This window comes from Betaproteobacteria bacterium (assembly GCA_016791345.1).
Classification (GTDB): domain Bacteria; phylum Pseudomonadota; class Gammaproteobacteria; order Burkholderiales; family JAEUMW01; genus JAEUMW01.
In genome coordinates this window covers 1-5,729 of the sequence record JAEUMW010000420.1, presented here as the reverse complement: position 1 = coordinate 5,729, position 5,729 = coordinate 1, and the positions used below count along the sequence as shown (strand labels likewise).

General features: G+C 66.1%; 4 protein-coding genes. All 4 read right to left on the bottom strand.

The features are described from left to right. On the bottom strand, positions 1–281 hold a 281-nt coding region (locus JNK68_15965), incomplete at its 3' end, for a cation:dicarboxylase symporter family transporter (protein MBL8541840.1). Positions 282–339: 58 nt separating this feature from the next. Next, the gene (locus JNK68_15960; protein ID MBL8541839.1) at positions 340–2,619 is read right to left on the bottom strand and encodes an NADP-dependent malic enzyme; all 2,280 of its coding nucleotides are present in this window, start codon (positions 2,617–2,619) and stop codon (positions 340–342) included. Between the two features lie 98 nt (positions 2,620–2,717). Continuing rightward, the gene (lpdA, locus tag JNK68_15955; GenBank protein ID MBL8541838.1) at positions 2,718–4,823 is read right to left on the bottom strand and encodes a dihydrolipoyl dehydrogenase; all 2,106 of its coding nucleotides are present in this window, start codon (positions 4,821–4,823) and stop codon (positions 2,718–2,720) included. A 12-nt stretch (positions 4,824–4,835) separates the two neighbouring features. Then, the coding region (locus tag JNK68_15950; protein ID MBL8541837.1) for a 2-oxo acid dehydrogenase subunit E2 at positions 4,836–5,729 on the bottom strand (894 nt) is incomplete at its 5' end.

Here is a 5,729-nt window from a genome sequence, read left to right as displayed (position 1 = left end):
AGGCCGACGACGAGCGCGACGGTGCTGACGATCTCGAAGTAGAGCAGGGCGTAGCCGCCGGTCTTGCCGACCGTCTTCATGTTCTCCATGCCGGCGATGCCGACGACGATCGTGCAGAAGATGATCGGCGCGATGATCATCTTGATGAGCTTGATGAAGCCGTCGCCCAGCGGCTTCATCGCCGCGCCGGTCTCGGGAAAGAAATGCCCGAGCGTGATGCCGAGGATGATCGCAACGATCACCTGGAAGTACAGCGACTGGTAGAGCTTGCGATGCGCCATGTTCTGCCTCTGCTCAGGAGTCGATCGATCGAAACTGCGTGTGGGCCCGCCCCTCCAGCTAGCGTTCGCGCTTGATGTCGGCATCCACTGCGGCGAGCGCGGTCATGTTGACGATGCGGCGCACCGAGCATCCCGGGTCGAGGATGTGCACCGGCTTCGCGGCGCCGAGCAGGATCGGGCCGACGGTAATGCCGCCGCCTGCCATCACCTTGAGCAGGTTGTAGGCGATGTTCGCCGCGTCGAGGTTCGGCATGATGAGCAGGTTGGCGGGGGCGGTCAGGCGCGAATCGGGGAACACCTTGTCGAGCACCGCCTTCGAGACGGCGGCATCGCCCTGCATTTCGCCCTCCAGTTCGAAGTCGGGATTGCGCGCTTCCAGAAGCGCCATCACTTCCCGCATCTTGCGCGCGGACGGCGCGTCGGAGCTGCCGAAGCTGGAGTGATTGAGGAGCGCCACGCGCGGCACGTCGCCGAAGCGGCGCAGCTGCTCGACGGCGAGCAGCGTGATCTCGGTCAGCTGTTGCGGCGTCGGATCGGGGTTCACCAGCGTGTCGCAGATGAACACCGTATGTTCCGGCAGCGTGAGCACGTTCATGCCGGCGAAGGTGCTGGCACCCTTGCGCAGGCCGATCACGTTCGTGATGTGGCGCATGTGCGAGGCGTATCGTCCGACGGTCCCGCACAGCATCGCGTCGGCGTCCCCGCTGTGCACGAGCATCGCCGCGACCAGTGTGTTGCGCCGGCGCACCTCTTCGCGCGCATCGTCGTACGAGACCCCGCGGCGCTTGGTCAGCCGGTAATACTCGGTCCATGTGTCGTGGTAGCGCGGGTCGGAGTCGATGTTCACGAACTCGCAGTCGACACCGTCGCGGATGCGCAGCCCGAACTTCTCGATGCGCTCGCGCATCTTGTCGGGGCGTCCGATCAGGATGGGCTGGGCGAGCTTCTCGTCGATCACCACCTGCACGGCGCGCAGCACGTTCTCGCTTTCCCCTTCGGCATACGCGACCCGCTTTGACATCTGCCGCGCCGCCGCGAAGACGATCTTCATCGCGCCGCCCGACGTGTACACGAAGCGGCTCAGGCTTTCGCGGTAGGCATCGCAGTCGGTGATCGGCCGCGTCGCCACGCCGCTGTCCATCGCCGCGCGGGCGACGGCGGGCGCGATCCTGACGATCAGGCGCGGGTCGAACGGCTTCGGGATCAGGTATTCCGGGCCGAAGCTCAGGCCTTTCTCGCCGTAGGCCGTGGCCACGACGTCGGACTGCTCGGCGTGCGCGAGGTCGGCGATGGCGTGCACCGTCGCGAGCTTCATCTCCTCGTTGATGGTGGTGGCGCCGACGTCGAGCGCCCCGCGGAAGATGAAGGGGAAGCAGAGGACATTGTTGACCTGGTTCGGGTAATCCGAGCGTCCCGTGGCGATGACACAGTCAGGGCGTACGGCCTTCGCGTCCTCGGGAAGAATCTCCGGGTGCGGATTGGCGAGCGCGAGGATGAGCGGCTGGTCCGCCATCGTCTTCACCATTTCCGGTTTCAGGACGCCGCCCGCCGAAAGGCCGAGGAAGACATCCGCGCCCGCGACGATCTCGCCCAGGGTTCGCGCTTGCGTGTCCCGTGCGTAACGCGCCTTGTTCGGGTCCATCTCCTCGGTTCGACCCTGGTACACGACACCCTTGATGTCCGCGACGGTGATGTTCTCCATCGGCAGCCCAAGGCTCACCAGCTGGTCGAGGCAGGCGAGCGCCGCGGCGCCCGCGCCGGAGGCGGCAAGCTTCACGCGCTTGATGTCTTTGCCAACGACCTTGAGCCCATTCAGGAAGGCGGCGCCGACGATGATCGCGGTGCCGTGCTGGTCGTCGTGGAAGACCGGGATCTTCATGCGCTCGCGGAGCTTGCGCTCGATGTAGAAGCACTCGGGCGCCTTGATGTCCTCCAGGTTGATGCCGCCGAAGGTGGGCTCGAGTGCGGCGACGATCTCCACCAGCTTGTCGGGGTCGGTTTCGTTCAGTTCGATGTCGAACACGTCGATCCCGGAGAACTTCTTGAAGAGGCAGCCCTTGCCCTCCATCACCGGTTTGCCGGCGAGCGCGCCGATGTTGCCGAGACCCAGCACCGCGGTGCCGTTGGTCACGACCGCCACGAGATTGCTGCGCGAGGTGAGCGTATCCGCCTCGCGCGGATTGGCGACGATGGCTTCGCACGCGGCGGCAACGCCGGGCGAGTAGGCGAGGGCAAGGTCGCGCTGGTTGGAGAGTCCCTTGGTGGGAGCAATCGAGATCTTCCCCGGCGTGGGCAGCCGGTGATACTCGAGTGCTGCTTCGCGCAGTCGGTTGTCCATACACCCTCCTTGCCGCGCGCGGTCTGCGCGGGCTGATCGAACGTGAATAGCGACGCCGGGTCTATGTGCCCGGCGCCGCGCAAGAGATCAGTCGATGATCACTTCTTCTTGGCCGGCGGCAGGTCGGTGCATACGCCCTCGAACAGCTCCGCCGCCATGCCGACCGACTCGCACAGCGTCGGGTGCGGATGGATGGTCTTGCCGATGTCGGTCGGATCCGCGCCCATCTCCACGGCGAGGCACACCTCGCCGATCAGATCGCCTGCGTGTGTGCCGACGATGCCGCCGCCGATACAGCGGTGCGTCGCTTCGTCGAAGATGAGCTTGGTGAAGCCCTCGTCGCGCCCGTTGGCGATCGCGCGCCCCGAGGCGGCCCACGGGAACACGGCCTTGCCGTACTTGATGCCCTTGGCCTTGCACTCCTCCTCGGTAAGCCCGGCCCACGCCACTTCCGGGTCCGTATAAGCCACCGACGGGATCTGCCGCGCGTCGAAGTACGAGGCCTCGCCGTGCGCGGCTTCCGCTGCCACGTGCGCTTCGTGCACCGCCTTGTGCGCGAGCATGGGCTGGCCGATGATGTCTCCGATGGCGAAGATGTGCGGCACGTTGGTGCGCAGCTGCTTGTCGGCCGGCACGAAACCGCGGTCCGTCACGATCACGCCGGCATTCTCGGCGTCGATCTTCCTGCCGTTCGGGCTGCGTCCCACCGCTACCAGCACGAGGTCGTAGAGCTGTGGCTCCGGCGGTGCCTTGTCGCCCTCGAACGAGACCTTGATGCCTTCCGGCGTCGCTTCGGCCGCAGTGGTCTTGGTCTTCAGCATGACGTTGGCGAAGCGCCCGGCGTTCTTCTTCTCCCACACCTTGACGAGGTCACGGTCCGCCCCCGTCATCAATCCGTCGAGCATTTCGACGATGTCGATCTGGGAACCCAGGGTGGAGTACACCGTCGCCATCTCGAGCCCGATGATCCCGCCGCCGACGACGAGCATGCGCTTCGGCACCGACTTGAGCTCCAGCGCGCCGGTGGAATCGACCACGCGCGGATCGTCGTTCGGCATGAAGGGCAGCATCACCGCCTGGCTGCCCGCGGCGATGATTGCCTTCTGGAAGCGCACCACCTTCTTCTCACCGGTCTTTTCCTGACCGCTGCCGGTGGTGAGCTCGACCTCGATGTTGTTAGGGTCGAGGAAGCGTCCCACACCGCGGACGGTCTCCACCTTGCGGCCCTTCGCCATCCCTGCGAGGCCGCCGGTCAGCTTCTTGACGACACCCTCCTTGAAGCCGCGCAGCTTGTCGATGTCGAGCTGCGGTGCCCCGTACGATATGCCGTGATGCGCGAGCGCGACCACCTCGTCCATCACCGCTGCCGTGTGCAGCAGCGCCTTCGAGGGGATGCAGCCGACGTTGAGACAGACGCCGCCCAAGGTCGGGTAGCGCTCGATGAGCACGGTCTTCATGCCGAGATCGGCCGAGCGGAACGCGGCCGAGTAGCCGCCGGGACCCGCGCCGAGCACTACCATCTCGCATTCGATGTCGGCGCTGCCGCCGAACGAGGCAGCAGTCGGCGCCGGTGCCGCGGCCGGTGCTCCCGCAGCCGGAGCGGGCGCCGAGGCGCTGGTGGCGGCGCCGGTCGTAAGCGAGAGGATCGCCGTGCCTTCCGACACCTTGTCGCCCACCTTGACCTTCACGTCCTTCACGGTCCCCGCGAGGGGCGAGGGCACGTCCATCGTCGCCTTGTCGGATTCCAGCGTGATGAGTGCCTGTTCCTTCGTCACGGTGTCGCCGGGCTTGACGGACACCTCGATGATCGGCACGTCCTTGAAGTCGCCGATGTCGGGCACATGCACGTCGACCGTTTCGAGCACACCGGTCGGTGCGCCGTAGTCGGCGGTCGGCGCACCTTCGGCCTTCGGCGACGCGCCTTCCTTCACTTTCTCCTTCGGCGGTGCGCCGGCCGCGGCCTCGGCGGCATCGAGGGTGAGGATGAGGCTGCCCTCGGACACCTTGTCGCCGAGCTTGACCTTCACCTCCTGCACCACGCCAGCCTGCGGCGAGGGCACGTCCATCGTCGCCTTGTCGGATTCCAGCGTGATGAGCGCCTGTTCCTTCGTCACCGTGTCGCCGGGCTTGACGGACACCTCGATGATCGGCACGTCCTTGAAGTCGCCGATATCGGGAACCTTGATCTCTACGACGTTGGCCATGGCTGTTTCCCTTCAGAGCAGGATGCGCCGGAAATCGGCGAGCAGGTTCGCGAAATGGACGTTGAAGCGCGCCGCGGCGGCGCCGTCGATGACGCGGTGATCCCACGACAGCGACAGCGGCTGGATCAGGCGCGGCACGAACTGCTTGCCGTCCCACACCGGCTTGTAGAAGCTGCGGCAGCACCCCATGATCGCCACCTCGGGCGCGTTGATGATGGGGCTGAAATAGGTGCCGCCGATGCCGCCGAGCGACGAGATCGTGAAGCAGCCGCCCTGCATCTGGTCGGGCTTGAGCTTGCCGTCGCGCGCGAGCTTGGCGAGGTCGCCCATCTCCTGCGCGATCGCCATCACGCCTTTCTTGTCACAGTCGCGGATCACCGGCACCACCAGCCCGTTCGGCGTGTCCGCCGCAAAGCCGATGTGGTAGTACTGCTTGAGGATCAGGTTGTCGCCGTCGAGCGAGGCGTTGAAGTCAGGAAACTTCTTCAGCGTCGCCACCGCGGCCTTGATCATGAACGCGAGCATGCTCAGTCGCACGGGGGACTTGGACTTCTCGCCTTCCTTGTTGAGCTGCACGCGGAAGGCTTCGAGGTCGGTGATGTCCGCTTCGTCGTGGTTGGTGACGTGCGGGATCATCACCCAGTTGCGGTGCAGGTTGGCGCCGGAGATCTTCTTGATGCGCGACAGCGGCTTCGACTCGACCGGGCCGAACTTGGTGAAGTCGACGCTCGGCCACGGCAGGAGGCTGATGCCGCCGACGCCGCCGCCCGCTGCAGCCGCCGCCGGCGCGGCCGCGGCAGGTGCACCGCCACTCTTGGCGAAGGCCTCGACGTCTTCCTTGAGGATGCGGCCCTTGTCGCCGGTGCCCTTGACGCGTCCGAGATCCACCTTGAGTTCGCGCGCGAG

What these genes read in the sequence shown, in the direction of transcription:
- JNK68_15960 (MBL8541839.1), bottom strand. Translation starts at nt 2,619, where the DNA reads ATGGACAACCGACTGCGCGAAGCAGCACTCGAGTATCACCGGCTGCCC.
- lpdA (MBL8541838.1), bottom strand. Translation starts at nt 4,823, where the DNA reads ATGGCCAACGTCGTAGAGATCAAGGTTCCCGATATCGGCGACTTCAAG.